Source organism: Amycolatopsis rifamycinica (genome assembly GCF_000695625.1).
GTDB lineage: Bacteria > Actinomycetota > Actinomycetes > Mycobacteriales > Pseudonocardiaceae > Amycolatopsis > Amycolatopsis rifamycinica.
Genome location: NZ_JMQI01000083.1, coordinates 119,820 through 135,432 on the forward strand (window position 1 = coordinate 119,820; position 15,613 = coordinate 135,432).

The 15,613-nt window shown below is 70.6% G+C and carries 19 protein-coding genes and 1 tRNA gene; 14 read left to right on the forward strand and 6 right to left on the reverse strand.

Features of this window, described 5'->3' with window-relative positions:
* Positions 1-51 precede the first annotated feature (51 nt).
* Entirely contained in the window at positions 52-552 is a 501-nt protein-coding gene (locus tag DV20_RS41755) for a MogA/MoaB family molybdenum cofactor biosynthesis protein (RefSeq protein WP_013230045.1), read from the forward strand.
* Between the two features lie 225 nt (positions 553-777).
* Positions 778-948, forward strand: a complete 171-nt coding sequence (locus tag DV20_RS41760) for a hypothetical protein (protein WP_043789349.1) — start codon at positions 778-780, stop codon at positions 946-948.
* Between the two features lie 6 nt (positions 949-954).
* Here DV20_RS41760 and mscL read toward each other — a convergent pair whose 3' ends face one another.
* The 4 genes from mscL to DV20_RS41780 form a co-directional block, all read right to left on the reverse strand.
* A complete protein-coding gene (mscL, locus tag DV20_RS41765; protein ID WP_043789350.1) occupies positions 955-1,368 on the reverse strand; it encodes a large-conductance mechanosensitive channel protein MscL in 414 nt (137 codons plus the stop codon).
* A gap of 57 nt (positions 1,369-1,425) precedes the next feature.
* A complete protein-coding gene (locus DV20_RS41770) occupies positions 1,426-2,043 on the reverse strand; it encodes an SAF domain-containing protein (protein WP_043789352.1) in 618 nt (205 codons plus the stop codon).
* A 129-nt stretch (positions 2,044-2,172) separates the two neighbouring features.
* Positions 2,173-2,472: an FmdB family zinc ribbon protein gene (locus DV20_RS41775; RefSeq protein ID WP_043789354.1), complete on the reverse strand. Its 300-nt coding sequence runs from the start codon at positions 2,470-2,472 to the stop codon at positions 2,173-2,175.
* A gap of 86 nt (positions 2,473-2,558) precedes the next feature.
* The gene (locus DV20_RS41780; RefSeq protein ID WP_043789356.1) at positions 2,559-3,149 is read right to left on the reverse strand and encodes a 5-formyltetrahydrofolate cyclo-ligase; all 591 of its coding nucleotides are present in this window, start codon (positions 3,147-3,149) and stop codon (positions 2,559-2,561) included.
* 24 nt (positions 3,150-3,173) lie between these two features.
* Between DV20_RS41780 and DV20_RS41785 the strand changes: the two genes are divergently transcribed.
* The 10 genes from DV20_RS41785 (at position 3,174) to vanX (ending at position 11,869) form a co-directional block, all read left to right on the forward strand.
* On the forward strand, positions 3,174-4,079 hold the full coding sequence (locus DV20_RS41785; protein ID WP_043789357.1) for a UTP--glucose-1-phosphate uridylyltransferase: 906 nt from the start codon (positions 3,174-3,176) through the stop codon (positions 4,077-4,079).
* On the forward strand, positions 4,076-5,353 hold the full coding sequence (gene glp / locus DV20_RS41790) for a molybdotransferase-like divisome protein Glp (RefSeq protein WP_043789358.1): 1,278 nt from the start codon (positions 4,076-4,078) through the stop codon (positions 5,351-5,353). Before DV20_RS41785 ends, glp begins: the two co-directional genes overlap by 4 nt.
* Complete coding sequence (locus tag DV20_RS41795) at positions 5,353-6,021, forward strand: GNAT family N-acetyltransferase (RefSeq protein WP_043789359.1); 669 nt, start codon at positions 5,353-5,355, stop codon at positions 6,019-6,021. The genes glp and DV20_RS41795 overlap by 1 nt, the downstream gene beginning before the upstream one ends.
* A 163-nt stretch (positions 6,022-6,184) precedes the next feature.
* On the forward strand, positions 6,185-7,066 hold the full coding sequence (gene sepX, locus DV20_RS41800) for a divisome protein SepX/GlpR (RefSeq protein ID WP_043789360.1): 882 nt from the start codon (positions 6,185-6,187) through the stop codon (positions 7,064-7,066).
* Positions 7,067-7,120: 54 nt separating this feature from the next.
* Positions 7,121-7,193, forward strand: a tRNA-Ala gene (locus DV20_RS41805).
* A gap of 119 nt (positions 7,194-7,312) precedes the next feature.
* A complete protein-coding gene (locus tag DV20_RS41810) occupies positions 7,313-7,651 on the forward strand; it encodes a HEAT repeat domain-containing protein (protein WP_051736351.1) in 339 nt (112 codons plus the stop codon).
* Between the two features lie 428 nt (positions 7,652-8,079).
* Positions 8,080-9,207 (forward strand): hypothetical protein, encoded by a 1,128-nt coding sequence (locus DV20_RS41815; protein WP_152603830.1) that lies wholly within the window; start codon positions 8,080-8,082, stop codon positions 9,205-9,207.
* Positions 9,208-9,280: 73 nt separating this feature from the next.
* A complete protein-coding gene (locus tag DV20_RS41820) occupies positions 9,281-10,255 on the forward strand; it encodes a D-isomer specific 2-hydroxyacid dehydrogenase family protein (protein ID WP_063607852.1) in 975 nt (324 codons plus the stop codon).
* On the forward strand, positions 10,248-11,264 hold the full coding sequence (gene vanA, locus DV20_RS41825) for a D-alanine--(R)-lactate ligase (RefSeq protein ID WP_043789364.1): 1,017 nt from the start codon (positions 10,248-10,250) through the stop codon (positions 11,262-11,264). The genes DV20_RS41820 and vanA overlap by 8 nt, the downstream gene beginning before the upstream one ends.
* The gene (vanX, locus tag DV20_RS41830; protein WP_043789366.1) at positions 11,261-11,869 is read left to right on the forward strand and encodes a D-Ala-D-Ala dipeptidase VanX; all 609 of its coding nucleotides are present in this window, start codon (positions 11,261-11,263) and stop codon (positions 11,867-11,869) included. Before vanA ends, vanX begins: the two co-directional genes overlap by 4 nt.
* On the opposite strand, the gene DV20_RS41835 is transcribed toward vanX, so the two are convergent.
* Both DV20_RS41835 and DV20_RS41840 read right to left on the reverse strand, forming a co-directional pair.
* Positions 11,833-12,930: a sensor histidine kinase gene (locus tag DV20_RS41835; RefSeq protein WP_043789367.1), complete on the reverse strand. Its 1,098-nt coding sequence runs from the start codon at positions 12,928-12,930 to the stop codon at positions 11,833-11,835. The genes vanX and DV20_RS41835 overlap by 37 nt on opposite strands.
* Before the next feature lie 10 nt (positions 12,931-12,940).
* Complete coding sequence (locus tag DV20_RS41840) at positions 12,941-13,618, reverse strand: response regulator transcription factor (protein WP_063607853.1); 678 nt, start codon at positions 13,616-13,618, stop codon at positions 12,941-12,943.
* 88 nt (positions 13,619-13,706) lie between these two features.
* Between DV20_RS41840 and DV20_RS41845 the strand changes: the two genes are divergently transcribed.
* Together DV20_RS41845 and DV20_RS41850 are read left to right on the forward strand one after the other, a co-directional pair.
* Positions 13,707-14,183, forward strand: a complete 477-nt coding sequence (locus DV20_RS41845) for a D-alanyl-D-alanine carboxypeptidase family protein (protein ID WP_051736352.1) — start codon at positions 13,707-13,709, stop codon at positions 14,181-14,183.
* A 47-nt stretch (positions 14,184-14,230) separates the two neighbouring features.
* Positions 14,231-15,613 (forward strand): hypothetical protein, encoded by a 1,383-nt coding sequence (locus DV20_RS41850; RefSeq protein ID WP_152603831.1) that lies wholly within the window; start codon positions 14,231-14,233, stop codon positions 15,611-15,613.

Genomic DNA, 15,613 nt, shown 5'->3' on the forward strand with positions numbered 1-15,613 from the left:
CACCCGGCACCTCCCGGCGGCCGGCCGCCGAAACCGGCTACGGTGGGCGCCATGGAACGGAGTGCACAACGGCTGGGCCGGGCCCTCGTGGTCATCGTGGACGATCGCGTGGCGCACGGCGAGCACGAGGACACCACTGGCCCGCTGGTCACGGAGCTGCTCGAAGAAGCGGGCTTCATCGTCGACGGTGTCGTGGTGGTCGAGGCCGAGACCGCGGGTATCCGCAACGCGCTCAACACGGCCGTGATCGGCGGCGCCGACCTGGTGATCACCGTCGGCGGCACCGGCGTGCTGCCGCGGGACCGGACCCCGGACGCCACCGCCGGTGTGCTCGACCGGCCCATCCCGGGCATCAGCGAGGCCATCCGCGCCTCCGGGCTGGCCGCCGGCGCGGTCGACGCCGGGATTTCGCGCGGGCTCGCCGGGGTGTCGGGCAGCACGCTCGTGGTCAACCTGGCCGGGTCGCGGTCCGCCGTGCGCGACGGGATGGCGACGTTGACCTCGCTCGTCCCGCACGTGATCGACGAGCTTTCCGGCCTCGAAGAGGTGTGACCTCGATTCCGCATCGGCGGCCCCGGCGGCTCCGGGAGCTTCAGCTCGCCGGGAAGGCCGGCTGCTCGGGGCTGTCCGAAGTGACGGTCGAGGAGCTCGTCCGGGTGTGGGAACCGGGCGCCACGTCCGCTCAGGCGCCCAGCGTGGCTGTCGGTGGTCCGGGCACCGGCCGGAACTCGCAGCTCTCTGGAGTTGTCAAACACCGTGTCGTGGGACACTGGGGATATGCCGGGTGAACAGCGGAAACCCCAGACCAGCGAGCAGCGCCGCCGGGTCGACGAGATCTTCGGGGACGTCCTGCCCGAGACGACCTCCGATGAGCGTGACCCCGAGCGGCGCACCGGCCTCCCGGACGACTGGTACCGGGAGAACCGGCCACCGCACCACGACCGCTGACCGGGCTCAGTCGCGGTCGGTGTCGCGCTGGTACTGCGCGCGGAGCAGGTCGCGGATCTCGATCAGCAGCTCCACGTCCGTCGGCTCCGACGGGCCCGGCTCCTGGCCGCGCTTGCGGCGCTCCTGCAGCTTCTTGACCGGCATCACGATCACGAAGTAGACCACCGCCGCGACCAGCACGAAGTTGATCGCCGCGTTGATCACGCCGCCGAAGTCCAAGAACGTCGAGGGGTTGCTGGGGAAGATCTTGAACCCCAGGCCCTGCGCGGCGTCCGTGCCGCCGATGGTGTTGATCAGCGGCTTGATCAGGCCGTTGGTGAACGCCGTGACGATCGCCGTGAACGCCGAGCCGATGACCACCGCCACGGCGAGGTCGACGACGTTGCCGCGCATCAGGAAGTCCTTGAAACCTTTGAGCACCTTGCTCTCCTCACGTACCGGGACGGGGACGCCCTCGCCCGTCTCGGCGGGCGTGGGCTAGCGGAGAGTAACCGTTACCGGACGCTCCAGTGAAATCGCCGCCACCGTCGTCGCGGCCGCTTCGGGGAGGCGGAGGAGCACCAGCGGTCCCTTGGGTGCGGACGGCTCCCGGTGCCCGATCGTCACCACCGTCGCTCCGCCCGCCAGCACGGTGGCGGGCGCTGCCGGATCCGGCGCCGCGACGACGTCGACGCGTTGCCCGGGCCGGAGCAGTTCGGCGACGGCCACGTCGGCCAGCCGGACCGGGACGGTCGCCGTGCCGGGATCAACCCGGTCGGGGACGGTGGCCAGCCGGACGTCGGTCAGCGGCTCACCGGCGCGGACGGCACTCGCCAGCAGGTGCCCGTCGACGGCGTCGAGGGTGCTCAGCACGCCCGTCGGACGCGCTTCGTCGGGCAGGTCGGCCAGCCGGACGTCGGCGGCGCGCAGCGTCGCGCCGGGAGGGAGGTCATGTGCCGCGAGGACGGTCGGTGCGCCTCGCGCGGAACCGGGGTGGACGAGCGACAGCCCGCCCAGCACGAGCAGGCCGGCGGCGAGCCAGCGGCGGATGAGCCGCGTCCGCCGGGTCGGCAGCCGGTTCGGGTGGAGTGTGCGGAGCTTCGCCAGGATGTCCACGGGGCCCCCTCGGCCGGATCGGGTGCGGCGGGGTGCCGCACAAGATCGACGTTAGGGAGCCGGACGGGCCGCCGGAAGGGCCACGTCCGGCATCTGTGGACAACCGGGGTGTTGTGGACAACTCCGCGGTCAGGACGCCGCGGCGGCCGTCTTCGTCGTGGTCGAAGAGGAGGATGCCGAGCTCGTGTCGGACTTCGACTCCGTCTTGGTCTCGGTCTTCGCCGGGGCGGACGCGGTGCTCGACTTGCTCGAGTCGCGCGAGTCGGTGCGGTAGAACCCGCTGCCCTTGAAGACGACGCCGACCGAGCTGAAGACCTTGCGCAGCACCCCGGAGCACTGCGGGCAGACGGTCAGGCTCGGGTCCGAGAACGACTGCACGGCTTCGAACCGGTGGTCGCATTCTTTGCAGGCGTACTGGTACGTAGGCACTGACGGCTCCTTTGCTGGCACTCATCCGACCAGAGTGCTAACCCGATTGTGCTTGAAAGCATTCCCCGAACGCAATTCCTCGTTGCTCACATCGGCAGTTCGACCAAGCCTCGACCCGGCGTCAAGGCCCCGGTCATGCGCACGTCGTGCGGCTCGCCGGGCAGCCGTTCGACTAGCTCTTCGTCCCGGACGACGGCCACCAGCGCGGTGCCGGGCGCGGCGAAGCCCAGCGAACGGTCGTAGTGGCCGGCCCCGCGCCCGAGCCGGACGCCCTGGCGGTCCACGGCCAGCGCGGGGACCAGCACCAGCTCGGCCGCCCCGACGGCCTCGGTACCCAGGCGTTTCCCGCCCGGCTCGCGGATGCCGCGGAACCGGCTGGGCACGAGTTCGGCCTCGCCCGTGTACTCGGCCCAGTCGAGCGGCTCGGTCCGCGACCGGATGACGGGCAGCAGGACCCGCGCCCCGCCGGCCGCGAGCGCGTCGACGAACGCTGTCGTGCCCGGCTCGGTGCCGAACGGCAGGTACGCGCACACGGTGCGCGCTGTGACCTTCGCCACCGCACTGACCAGCGCCGACGCCTCCCGAGCATGCGATTCGGCTGCCTGCCCGGCCCGGGCGCGCGTCAGCCGGTCACGCCACTCCGCCTTGCTCAGGTGCTCATTGCCCAGCGCGTGCATGACCTCACGTTAGGCTCTGCGCCCATGACGGGCGCCGCAACCACCCAGACCTTCAGAACCGCCATCGTGCCTGCCGCCGGCCTCGGAACACGGTTCCTCCCGGCGACGAAGGCCGTGCCCAAGGAGCTCCTGCCGGTGGTGGACACCCCGGGGATCGAGCTGGTCGCCGCCGAGGCCGCCGCCGCCGGCGCGGAACGCCTGGTCATCGTGACTTCGCCGGGCAAGGACGCCGTCGTCCGGTACTTCGAGGAGCAGCCCGAGCTCGAGCAGAACCTCGAGGCCAAGGGCAAGACCGACCTGCTCGAAAAGGTGCGCCGGGGCTCCGGGCTGCTCGCCGTCGAAACCGCCATCCAGGAGCAGGCGCTCGGCCTCGGCCACGCCGTCGCCCAGGCCGAACCGAACCTGCGCCCGGACGACGAGGCCGTCGCCGTGCTGCTGCCGGACGACCTGGTGCTGCCCACCGGCGTGCTCGAGCGGATGAGCGCGGTCCGCGCCCAGTACGGCGGCAGCGTGCTCTGCGCGTTCGACATCCCGAAGGCCGAGATTTCCCCGTACGGCGTCTTCGACGTCACCGGCACCGACGACGAAGACGTCAAGCGGGTGCACGGGATGGTCGAGAAGCCGAAGCCGGAGGACGCGCCGTCGACCTACGCCGCGGCCGGCCGGTACCTGCTCGACCGGGCTATCTTCGACGCGCTCAAGCGGATCACCCCGGGCAGCGGCGGCGAGCTGCAGCTCACCGACGCGGTCGCCCTGTTGATCAGCGAAGGACACCCCGTGCACGTCGTCGTCCACCGCGGTGGACGCCACGACCTGGGGAATCCGGGTGGTTTCCTGCGCGCCGCGGTCGATTTCGCGCTTGAAACGCCCGAGTACGGTCCATCTTTACGGGCGTGGCTGACGGAACGGATCGGGACAGAGCGCCCATGACGGAATCCCTCGACGCGGCGCGGCCCGAGGTGGCCGAGGAGGAGGCCGAGTTCCGCTCGGTCGACGCGCAGATCGCGATGACGCTGGAGGCGGCCGTCCGGCCGCAGCCGGTGCGGGTGGCGATCTCCGAGGCCCAGGGCCTGCTCTGCGCCGAGGAGGTGGTCGCCGAGCACGCGCTGCCCGGGTTCGACCAAGCCGCGATCGACGGGTACGCGGTGCGCAGCGTCGACGTGCGCAATGCGGGGCAGGAGCCCGTGCAGCTGCCGGTCGTCGGAGAGATCGCGGCGGGTTCGCGCCAGCCGCGGCGGCTGCAGCCCGGCCAGGCCGTGCGCGTCGACACCGGCGCGCCGCTGCCGACGCTGGCCGACGCCGTCGTGCCGCTCGCCTACACCGATGGACACCAGGCCAAGGTCACCGTGCACCGCTCGGTGCCGTCGGCGGGGTACGTGCGGCGGGCCGGCGAGGACGTCCAGATCGGCGACGTGGCGGTCCGCCGCGGCGACACGATCGGCTCGGCCCAGGTGGGCCTGCTGGCCGCGGTCGGCCGGGCGAAGGTCCTCGTCTACCCGCGACCGCGCGTGTCGATCGTGTCGGTCGGCGACGAGCTGGTCGACATCGACCGGACGCCGTCGGTCGGGCAGGTCTACGACGTCAACTCCTACGCGCTGGCCGCGGCCGCCCGGGACGCGGGCGCCGAGGTCAGCCGGGTCGGCATCGTCCCGAGCGAGCCGAAGCGGCTGCGGGAGGTCGTCGAGGGACGGCTGCTGATGTCGGAGATCGTCGTGGTCGCGGGCGGCGCCGGGGGCGCCACCGGCGACGAGGTCCACGCGGCGCTGTCCGACCTCGGCCGGATCGACATGACGCGGGTGGCGATGCACCCCGGCTCGGTCCAGGGGTTCGGCAGGCTCGGCCCCGACTCGGTGCCGACGTTCCTCATCCCGGGCAATCCGATGAGCGCGCTGGTGGTGTTCGAGGTGCTGGTGCGGCCGCTGATCCGGGCGGCGCGCGGGACCCGCAACCCGCACCGGCGGATCGTCGGCGCGCGGCTGCTGTCGCCGATCACCTCGACCGAGGGCCGGCGCGGCTTCCTGCGCGGCCAGCTGCTGCGCGACGAAGCCAACGGCGAGTACCTGGTCCAGCCGCTCGGCCAGTCCGGAGCGCATCTGCTCGCGTCGCTGGCGGAGGCGAACTGCCTGATCAACGTGCCGGAGGAGGCGACCGACGTCCCGGCGGGTGAGCAGGTCCAGGTCACCTTCCTGGCGCAACGGGCCTGATGAACTCCGTGTCGGGCGTGTCCTATCCGGTCGAGAGCCGGCACCCGGGCTGGCCGGCGCGGCTCGGCCCGCTGCGGGTGCCCGCGGGCGAGGTCGCGATCCGGCCGGTGCGGCTGCGCGACGCCGGGGAGTGGAGCCGGATCCGGCTCCGGGACCGCGCGCACCTCGAAATGTGGGAGCCCACCGGCGTCGGACCGTGGCCGGAACGCAACGCCTTCTGGTCGTGGCCGTCGCAGTGGGCGGCGCTGCGTTCGCTTGCTCGCCGTGGTCAGTGTCTCCCGTTCACGATCACCCTGGACGGTCGTCTCGCGGGGCAGATCACTGTGGGTAACGTCATCCGGGCGTCGCTCCGGTCGGCCTGGATCGGCTACTGGGTGTCGTCCGAGGTGGTCCGGGGTGGGGTGGCGACAGCCGCTGTCGCGCTCGTCACCGACCACGCCTTCGGCCTGGCCGGCCTGCACCGGCTGGAGGCCACCGTGCGGCCGGAAAACACGGCCAGCCTGCGGGTTCTCACCAAAGCGGGCTACCGGCAGGAGGGGCTGTTCGAGCGTTACCTCGACGTCGCGGGCGCCTGGCGGGACCACTACTGCTACGCCGTGACGCGCGAGGAAACCGGGTCCGGGCTGGTGTCGCGGCTGGTCGCCGCGGGCCGCGCGGACTACGCCTGAAGGTGATTACCCACCCGGGTACGTAGCCGCGTTACCACATGCGGTGAGTTTCACCTAATCCGGTGAGGCGTTTCGGTCATCGAACCCGGCGAGTCTCCGCCCGATCTGTTACTCCTGTGACTAACGTGATTCTTGGTGGATGGATCGGGGGAGGTGACGGGAGATGCCCAGCTCCGTGATCATCGTCGCGCTCGCCGCGGCATGGCTCGTCGTACTCGTGCCCATGGTCGCGCGACGGCGGCAGCAGGTCGCGAGAACGGCCGACTCGGCGCTCGCGGCCAGAGTCGTGCGCAGTGGACGCAACGAAGACCGGGAGGAATTCGCCATGTCCGTCGACCCCGGGAAGTTCCGGCCTTCGGTGGAGGACGACCTCGCTGAGCTGGAGGCCGAACTCGAACTCGAGGACGACCTCGAGGAACCCGAGCCCGAACCCGAACCGCTCCCGCAACCGGCCCGCGGCTCGCGAGCCGAACGCTCGCGAGCCGAACGCGACCGGCCCGGCTACCGGCCCGGCCGCGGCGGCTTCGACCCCGAGGCCGCCGAGATCGCGGCCCGCGCGAAGTACAGCTTCCGGCAGCGCGTCGTCGTCATCCTGCTCGTCCTCGCGGTGATCAGCGGGCTCGTCGCCGGCTTCCTCTTCCCGCTGGCCTGGTGGGGCCACGGCGCGATCGACGTCGCCCTCGTCGGGTACCTCGTGTACCTGCGCCGCCAAGTGCGCATCGAGGAGGAGATCAGGCAGCGCCGGCTCGCCCGCTTCAACAGCACCCGGACGCCTCGGCGTCCGTCTTCGCCGGCTCCCACGGGTTCCGTGGGTTCCGCGGGGTCGGCGAGTTCGGCGGGTTCGGCGGAGGAAGAGGAGCACGCGCAGGCCGAGGACGTGGAGGTCGTCGAGCCGGTCCGCCGCGAGGTGGTCGAGCGCCGGCCGTCCCCGACATCCCGCGTCCGCCGCAGCGCGGTCGTCGTCGAGGTCGACGACGAGGACCCGGCTTTCGAGGAGCTCGACGAGCCCGGGACCGGGCCTTTTCGGCGTGCGGTCGGGGAGTGACCCCCCTGCGTGGGGTGCTCGCGGGGCACTGCTAAGCTCTACGAGCACGATCAAGGGGCTGTAGCGCAGTTGGTAGCGCGTCTCGTTCGCATCGAGAAGGTCAGGGGTTCGATTCCCCTCAGCTCCACTGCAGGTCAAGGGCCGTCCACAGTACAGTGGACGGCCCTTTTCGTTGCCCTGATAGCAGCCTCTACGAACGCCAAAACCGTGCAACGGAGCCACCGGCGTGAAGATACGCTCTGAGCCATGGTCCAGGGCTTTGACGCGGCGATGCGGCTGATGCGCAGCCGCGATCCGCAGCGCCAGGAAGACGGCTTTGCCCAACTGCGCGCCCATGCCGCCGATTACATCGCCGCATTGATCGAGCAGTTCGAGAACGAACAGCAGGACCAGGGACTGCGCCGCTGGCTGCTAGAACTCATCGCAGAGGCCGAATCCTCTGCCGCGCTGCCAGTGCTCGCCGCGCAACTTGACAACGCGGACGAGTCACTACGCGAGTCGGCAATAGCCGGGCTGACGCGACTGGCCACCCCCGAAGCACGATCCACGCTCTGGCGTGCACGAGCCAACGGCACGATCGCCTAGACAAGATCAGGGTCGACGGCTGAGCAGAGCGTTGCCGGTCTTCGGTGCGGGATTGACGGAGCCTGCACTGGGGGAGGCCCGCTTCGAACGAGTATTGCCCCGCTTCGGTGCCGGATTGCCATTTCGCACCCCGAAGTCCCGGTAGGTCCGCACGGAAGTCTGCCCCTTTGGGCTTGGGGCCGGGCTGGTCGGTATGGGGACACTCATGGGTGGTGTCACGGCGGTTGAGGGACGTCCCCGTGCCCGAGGAAGTGCGGGCTCGGGTGGCTCCCGTGCCCGTCGAAGGGGTTCCGTTCCGGGATGGGGCACCTGAGGCCGTGGCACGGGCCATGGTGACCGGGGTGCTGTCCGGTGCCGGGAACGGGGCTGTTTCGCGGCTCGTGCAACGGCAAGCCGGGGATGCGGGGGCTCCCGTCGCCGATGCGGGGGTGGCTCCCGCTCCGCTGCCCGCGTCCGTGCCTCCGCGGCGCAACTACGTCTTCCTCATGGGCGATGAGATCCGGGACGCCTTCTACGTCAACGCCAAGAACTTCTTCGCCCAGCACGAGCCGGCCGCTCAGCTCGTCACCGGGAAACGGACGCTCGCCGAAATCATCGCGCACGTCAACGCCGGGGGTGTTCCGGTTCTCAAGCTCTTCATCGTTTCCCACGCCAACGAAGAGGGGAACCTCGGCTTCTCGCTCGACGCCGCCGATCTCGCCAAGGATGCCGCCGCGGGGGATCACAAGCCTCGGACCACCTTTGCCGAGGTTCGGGACGCCAATGCCGCCGGGTCCTTGCCTCGGGCCGACGTCGCCCTGATCGACGACTTCACCAAGGTCGAGATCAAAGGGTGCAACATCGGGCGCTCACAACTGATGCTCGACCAGCTCGACGCCGCCTTCGGGGCCCACGCCGAGGTTGTCGCGCCCACCCACAAGCAGGAATACTCCACCTCCGGCCGGGGCACCGACGAGGCGTTCCTGCCCTACTTCATCGAGGAACCCGGGGACTGGACGCTGTCCGCCGGTGATCTCGGCTCCCGCTTCCGCGCCAAGTACCCCGACGTTCCCGCCACCCGGTGGCCCGGCCTGCTCCGCGCCGTGCGCCGGCACCACGAGAAAGAAACCTCCTTCCAGTGGACCGGGGTGAATCCTCCGGCGGACGACGCCCAGGCGGTCATCGGCCGGCTCAACGCCGCCCAGCAGTTCCCCGGGTGGACCCTCACCTACACCGACCGCACGGTCGTCGGCACCGACTTCCGGTACGCCGTCCGTGCCGAACGGATGACCGCTCAAGGCTCCGAGTGGCGCGAGCTGACGCTCACCGCGTCCATCCCGCCCGACCCGACCGCCCTGATCGCCCGGCAACGCGCCGACAACGGGCGTCCCGACGCCTACACCTGGTCCACTGAGGACACCATCACCGGGACCACGCTGACCCGGCTCGTCGTCCGGGAACGGACCGAGTGGGACATCTCCACCCGGATCCGTGACGCCGCGGGCGTGGCCCACCCACCGGAGTCCGACCGGACCTTCTACGGCCACTCAGCCGTCGCGCCGGCGCCGACCCCGTGAGGATTACCGGTCGGTAACTTATCCTCGGTGTATCGGAAAGCGCATACGTGCCGGCAACGCCGCGCTCCCTTGAATGGACCGTATGAGCGTCGGGATGACCGTCTACGGGTGTGCACCCGATGAGGCCTTGCTGTTCCGGGAGCTGGCGCCTCGCTTCGGCGTGAAGCCGACCATCACGGACGCGGCCGTGTCCGAGGTCAACGTGGGCCTGGCGGCCGGCAACCGGTGCGTCAGCGTGGGGCACCAGGCTCCGGTCGCGAACGAGACTCTGCGGGCGCTCAGCCGGGTGGGCGTCGCCTATGTCTCCACGAGGAGCGTCGGCTTCGATCACATCGACGTCGAGTACGCGCGGAGCGTCGGGATTTCCGTGGGGAACGTGGCCTATTCGCCGGACAGCGTCGCCGATTACACCGTGATGCTGATGTTGATGCTCCTGCGGGACGCCAAGTCGGTCATCCGGCGCGCCGAGGAGCACGACTACCGGCTGAACGACGTGCGCGGGAAGGAACTGCGTGATCTGACCGTCGGGGTGGTCGGGACCGGGCGGATCGGGGCCGCGGTCGTCGGGCGGTTGCGGGGCTTCGGCTCCCGCGTGGTCGCGCACGACAGCCGTCCTCAGGACGGCATCGACTACGTCGAACTCGACGAACTGGTGCGGCTGAGCGACATCGTCACGCTTCACACGCCGCTCAACGCCGGGACGCACCACCTGCTGGATCGGCGACGGCTCGAGCTGATGAAGGCAGGGGCGTTCGTCGTCAACACCGGGCGCGGTCCGCTCCTCGATACCGAGGCACTCGTTTCGGCGCTGGAAAACGGCCGGCTGGGCGGGGCCGCGCTGGACGTTCTCGAAGGGGAAGAAGGCATCTTCTACGCCGATCGCCGGGGGAAGTCCGTCGAGAGCGATCTGCTGGTGCGGCTGCAGAAGCTGCCCAACGTGCTCGTCAGCCCGCACACCGCCTACTACACGGACCACGCGCTCAGCGACACCGTCGAAAACTCCATCATCAACTGCCTGCGATTCGAAAGTGGGAAACGGCATGGCTAGGCTCAAGGTCGGGATCGTCTTCGGGGGCTGGTCCGAAGAGCACCCCGTCTCCGTCAAGTCCGCGCAAGAGGTTGCGAAGCACCTCGACGCCGCGAAGTACGAACCGTTCTGGGTCGGGATCACCCGAAACGGCGCCTGGAAGCTCTGTGACGGCCCGGAAGCAGGCTGGGAAGATGGGAAAACCGTTGCCCTGTCGCCGGATCGGAGCGTTCCCGGGCTGCTCGTCCTCGATGACGGGAAGTACGAGACGATCGGCCTGGACCTGGTGCTGCCCGTGCTGCACGGCAAGCTCGGCGAAGACGGGGCGATCCAGGGCCTGCTGGAGCTGTCCGGGATTCCCTACGCGGGCTGCGACATCCAGAGTTCGGCGCTGTGCATGGACAAGTCCCTGGCTTACGTGGTCGCCCGGAGCGCCGGTATCGCGACGCCGAACTTCCGGACCGCCCGGGTGGGTGACGAGGTCACCGGCCTCACCTACCCCGTCTTCGTGAAGCCGGCGCGATCGGGTTCGTCCTTCGGGGTCAGCAAGGTCTCCCACGCGGAAGAACTGCCTGCCGCAGTGAAGACCGCGGCGCAGTACGACGAAAAGGTGCTGATCGAAGAAGCCGTCGCCGGCAGCGAGGTCGGCTGCGCGATCCTGGGCCGCGGAGAAGACCTGTTCGCCGCTGAGGTGGACCGGGTCGCCCTCTCGCACGGCTTCTTCCGGATCCACCAGGAGGACACGCCCGAAAGCGGCTCCGAGAACGCGACGTTCATCGTGCCCGCCGACATCCCGGCCGAAACCCGCGCCCGCGTCCAGGAGACGGCGAAGGCCATCTACCGCGCCCTGGGGTGCGGGGGACTCGCCCGGGTGGACATGTTCCTCACCGACGACGGCACCGTGGTCCTCAACGAGGTCAACACGCTGCCCGGCCTGACGTCGTACAGCCGCTACCCCCGGATGATGGCGGCCGCCGGCGTGCCGCTCGCGGAGCTGATCGACCGGATCGTCGCCGGGACGGCCCGGTGAACGACGACTTCGCCTTCGTCGACGAGCTGGTGCCCGGCATCCGCTGGGACGCCAAGTACGCCACCTGGGACAACTTCACCGGCAAACCGGTGGACGGGTACCTCGTCAACCGGATCGCCGGGACGAAGACCTTGTGCGCTGCCTTGGGCAACGCGCAGGAGAAGGCGGCGTCGCTCGGTTTCGGGCTGCTGCTGTGGGACGGCTACCGCCCGCAACGCGCCGTCGACTGCTTCCTGCGCTGGGTGGACCAGCCGGAGGACGGCCGGACGAAGCTGTGGCACTACCCGAACCTCGACCGGGCCGGGATGTTCGCCAAGGGATACGTGGCGGCCAAGTCGGGGCACAGCCGGGGCAGCACCGTCGACCTGACGCTCTACCACCTCGACACCGGTGAGCTCGCGGCCATGGGCGGTGGCCACGACCTGATGGACCCGGTCTCGCACCACGGCGCGCGGGGGATCCCGCCGGCCGACGCCGCGAACCGCCGCCGTCTGCGGTCCATCATGGAGGACTGCGGGTTCGCCGCGTACGAACGCGAATGGTGGCACTACGGCCTGAAGGACGAGCCCTACCCGGACACGTACTTCGACTTCCCCATCGCGTGACCAGCGTGAGCAGGCAGCCGGACGGTGACGCGGAGGCCGCCGTCCGGCCGGGGCGCGAGGGTGAGCGTGCCGTCGTGGGCCTGGGTGATGCTCTTGACGATGGCCAGGCCGAGGCCGACGCCCGCCTGGTCGGTGCGGATGCGCTCGGTGCCGCGCTGGAACGGCTCGGCGAGGGTGGCGACCAGCGGCGGCGCGAGGTGCTCGCCGGTGTTCTCGACGGTGAGCACCGCGGTCCCCGGCCCGGTGCCGGTCGTGACCCACACCGCGCCGCGCTCGGGCAGGTTGTGGACGATCGCGTTGTGCACCAGGTTCGTCGTCAGCTGCAGCAGGAGCGCCGGTGACCCGGAAGTGGTGGCGGCGTCGCCGGACGTCTCGATGGTGACGCCCCGCCTCTCGGCCAGCGGCAGCAGCGTTTCGGCGGCTTCCTCCGCCACCAGCGACAGGTCGACGTGGTCGCGGCTGAACGACCGTTGTTCGGCGCGGCTGAGCAGCAGCAGGGCTTCGGTCAGCTCGATCGCCCGGGCGTTGACCACGCGGAGGCGTTCGTCCAGTTCGCCGGTGGGGCGCTCGGGGTCGTTGCGGGCGACGTCGAGCAGGCTCTGCGTGATCGCCAGCGGGGTGCGCAGTTCGTGCGACGCGTTGGCGGCGAACCGGCGTTGCTCGGCGACGTGCGCCTCGAGCCGGGCGAGCATGGTGTCGAAGGCGTCGGCGAGCTCGCGGAACTCGTCGGTGCGGCCCGGCAGCCGGATGCGGTGGGAGAGCGAACCGGTCGCGGCGACGCGCGTGGCGTCGGTGATGCGCGTGAGCGGGGCCAGCATCCGGCCGGCGAGGACCCAGCCGCCGAGCAGCCCGAACACCAGCAGGAAGACGATCACCACGGCCATGAACGGGACGAAGTCGCGGACGAGGAGCGATCGGTTGATCCAGAAGTTGCCGTCGGTGATGATCCAGCCGTTGGGCAGGAAGTACAGGTAGAACACGAGCACGGCGGCGAGCAGCAGGAGGCCGGCGAGCATGACGAACCCGGCGTAGCTGAGGGTCAGCTTGAGCCGGGCGCTCAAGCCGGGTTCCCTAGCCACGGCCGTCGTCCCCGGTGTCGATGCGGTAGCCGACGCCGGGGACGGTCGCGATGATGCCGGGTTCGCCGAGCCGCTTGCGCAGCACCGAGACCGTGATGCGCACGGCGTTGGTGAACGGGTCCGCGTTCTCGTCCCACGCCCGCTCCAGCAGCTCTTCGGCGCTGATCACCCCGCCTCGGGCCGCGACGAGCACTTCGAGCACGGCGAACTGCTTGCGCGTCAGGGCCACGTACCGGCCGTCGCGGTAGACCTCGCGGCGGAACGGGTCCAGGCGCAGCCCGGCGATTTCGTGCACCGGTGGCCGGTTGTGCGCGCGGCGCCGGTCGAGGGCCCGGAGCCGGAGCACGAGTTCCTTGAGTTCGAACGGCTTGGTGAGGTAGTCGTCGGCGCCGAGCCCGAAGCCGGTGGCCTTGTCGTCGAGCCGGTCGGCCGCGGTGAGCATGAGGATCGGCAGGCCGCTGCCGGAGGCGACGATGTGCCGGGCGATCTCGTCGCCGGACGGGCCGGGGATGTCGCGGTCCAGGACGGCGATGTCGTAGGTGTTGACGCTGAGCAGCTCCAGCGCGGTGTCGCCGTCACCGGCGGTGTCCGCCGCGATGGCCTCCAGGCGGAGGCCGTCGCGGATGGCGTCGGCCAGGTAGGGCTCGTCCTCGACGATCAAGACACGCACCCCGCCGATGCTACGAGCGCGTGCATATCGGCCGCATATCGGAAAGCGCGTACGTGCCGGCAACACCGCGCGGCCTTGACTGGCGGCCATGACCTCCAGCCAGCGCACGTCCCTCGGCCCGGGACACGGCGCCGTCCCGGCCGGCCTGCCGGTCTTCGACGACGAGTCCCCGGCCGTGGCCAACCTCGATCCCGGCCTGCTCGACGCCCTGCGCCGGGCCGCGGCGGACGCCGCGGCCGACGGGGTGGCGTTCGTCGTCAACGGCGGCTGGCGCTCCTGGGCGTACCAGGAGCAGCTACGGCGTCAGGGGATCGCGAAGCACGGCTCGGAAGCGGCGGCGGCCCGCTGGGTGACGACCCCGGACAAGTCCGCGCACGTGCGGGGGCAGGCGGTCGACATCGGGCCGCCTGCCGCCCGGAAGTGGCTGGCCGACCACGGCGCGCGGTACGGGCTGTGCCAGGTCTACCGCAACGAGCCGTGGCACTACGAGCTGCGGCCGGAGGCGGCCGAGCACGGGTGCCCGCCGATGTACGCCGATCCGTCGCAGGATCCGCGGACGCGGTGATCGAGGATTGTATGTCCTCTGTACGCGTCCGCCGGACCATCCGTCGCATGTTGAGAACGGGCTTGTGCACCTTGATCGCCGCCCTGTGCGCGACGCTGCTCCCGGCGACGGCGGACGCGGCACCCGCGCCGGGGGTCCGCGCGAGCTACGCGAACCCGGTGCGGACCGACGGCCACGTCGATGCCGCCGCCACGATCGAGCGGCTGCAGGCGATGAACGCCGGCACCTACGCCTTCCTCGTCCAGAACGAGACCGACTGGCACGACCTCGAGGCGTTCCTGCCCCCGGCGCAGACGGCCGGGCTGGCCGTCTGGGCCTACCTGGTGCCGCCGACCGAGTGCCCCGGCGGGACGAGCTGCGCGGAATACCTGCCCCACAAGAAGGACTACACCGCCTGGGCGAAGGCCATCGGGTCGCTGTCCCAGCACTATCCGGTGCTCAAGGCGTGGGCGATCGACGACTTCAACCACAACCTGCCGTTCTTCACGGCGAGCTACACCAAGCAGATCCGCGACGCCGGTCGCGCGGTGCAGCCGGGCCTGGAGTTCTACCCGGTGGTCTACTCGGACGCCGTCACGACCTCCTTCGTGGACGCTTACGGCGGGAACATCGACAACCTGATCATGCCGTTCCGGGACGACCCGCACCGCAACACGTTGTGGACCGGCGGCGTGAGCGCCCAGCTGGACACCCTCGTCACCCGGCTGGCGGCGAAGAACCGCAAGCTGATCCTGATGGTCTACGCGTCGACCCTGTCGGCCACCACGGTCGCACCGGACGTCGCTTACGTGCGCGCGGTGACCGCCGCCGGCCTGCAGTACACCGCCGCGGGCAAGATCGCCGGGGTCGTCCAGTACGCGCTGCCGCTCACCGCCGGCCGCCCGCAGAAGTCGGACGAGTCGTTCGCGCACACGGGCAACGGCGGCCTCGTCTTCACGGTGCACCCGGACACGGCCACGAAGGCGGGCGACTTCGCCGCGGCGAGCACGACCATCCACCTGGACGACGGCTCGAGCTCGTGCCGGATGGTGCTGTGGCACGGCGACGACCGGGCCGGCAGCAGCCCGGCCGGGTACCACTTCAAGCAGGCGCAGGTCGGCGGCACGCAGGTCTGGCAGCGCGACGTCGCCACCGAGGACACGGACTGGTACACCTCGGCGCCGATCGACCTGACCCCCCGGCTGACCGGCGGCTCGGCCGTCCTGACGCTGCGGCTGTACGAGGCGAAGGCAGTGGCCGACTACGAGGTCGTGGCTCGCTTCGACGACGTTTCGCTGACCGGTTGCCACGTGGCCGATCCCGGTTTCGAATCCACCGGTGGGTGGACGTTCAGCCGGAAGAACGGCGACGTCAACGGTGGTCAGCACACCTACGATCCGGCGTATTCGACGTCCGTGCTGGCCGCCGTCGGGGCGCTGTACGCGGCCTGA